At 69.7% G+C, this 1065-nt stretch carries 1 protein-coding gene and 1 pseudogene; both read left to right on the top strand.

Features of this window, described 5'->3' with window-relative positions:
* The coding region (locus tag ACF1A5_RS33860; protein ID WP_392196667.1) for a hypothetical protein at nt 1–412 on the top strand (412 nt) is incomplete at its 5' end.
* A gap of 92 nt (nt 413–504) precedes the next feature.
* Nucleotides 505–1065: pseudogene (locus ACF1A5_RS33855) on the top strand (transposase); the annotation flags it as partial.

Here is a 1065-nt window from a genome sequence, read left to right as displayed (position 1 = left end):
CCCTGTACATGCGATGTGGCACCGCCGCACACCCATCGGAGCAGCCGCCGTGATCCCCGCCCACTGGGCCCGCCACCACCGCCGTGAGGACAGCGAACTCCTCGGCTACCTGCGCCCGGTCGACGACAACCCGCTTCTGTTCACCCCGGTCACCGTCTTCGGCCACCCGCTCGGCGCACCCACCAACGAGCATCACGCCCGCCAGTGCCTTGACCGCATGGGGCTGAGCTACCTGGCCCAGGACTGGCTGCTGTCCCTGCCCGGCCGCCCGGACCCCATCGCCGTCCAGATCGTCGAAGCCACCCCGCAACAACTCCGGGTGAAAAACGTCGACTACGGCTACGCAGACGCGAACATCGGCCACATCTTCGTCCTCGACGTCCCCGCCGCCGGGCAACTCCACCCGCGCTGACCCCAGCCCAGCAGCCCCCGTCGCATCAGCAACGCTGGACGGGACGAGAGCGGCGGCACCACATGTCGGCGTCATCCCCTCCCGGAGATCTCGTGCCCGTCCTGCCGTCCTGCCTGCTCGAACCCTTGTGGGACCAGTTCGCGGCGCTGCTGCCTGAGCATGTGGACACACACCCGCTGGGCTGCCACAACCCGCGCATACCCGACCGGGTGGTCTTCGAGCATGTCATCGCCGCGCTGGTGCACGGCTCCGGCTACGAACGCATTGCCAGTCCCGGCTGCTCGGACCGCACCATTCGACGCCGCGTCAAGTACTGGGCCCAGCTGGGAATAGCCGAGCAGATCCACGCGCTCGCCCTGCAAGCGTACGACCGCATGATCGGCCTGGAGCTCGACGAGCTGTCCGTGGACGGCTGCATCACCAAGGCCCCGTCCGGCGGCGAGGCCGCCGGGCGCTCCCCGGTGGACCGGGGCAAACAGGGCCTGAAGTGCTCGGTGGCCACCGAGGCCACCGGCGTCCCGCTCGGCATCGTCTCGGCTGGCCCAACCGCCACGACTCCCCGCTGCTCGTGCCCACCCTCAAGGCCGCCGACGAGCAGGTCGGCGGGCTTCCCGACCAAATCAACGTGAACCTGGACCGCGGCTACGACAGCG

The sequence above is a fragment of the Streptomyces sp. NPDC014864 genome (assembly GCF_043081525.1).
GTDB lineage: Bacteria > Actinomycetota > Actinomycetes > Streptomycetales > Streptomycetaceae > Streptomyces.
Note: the sequence above shows the minus strand (reverse complement) of the source record. Positions and strands in the feature narration are given on the sequence as shown.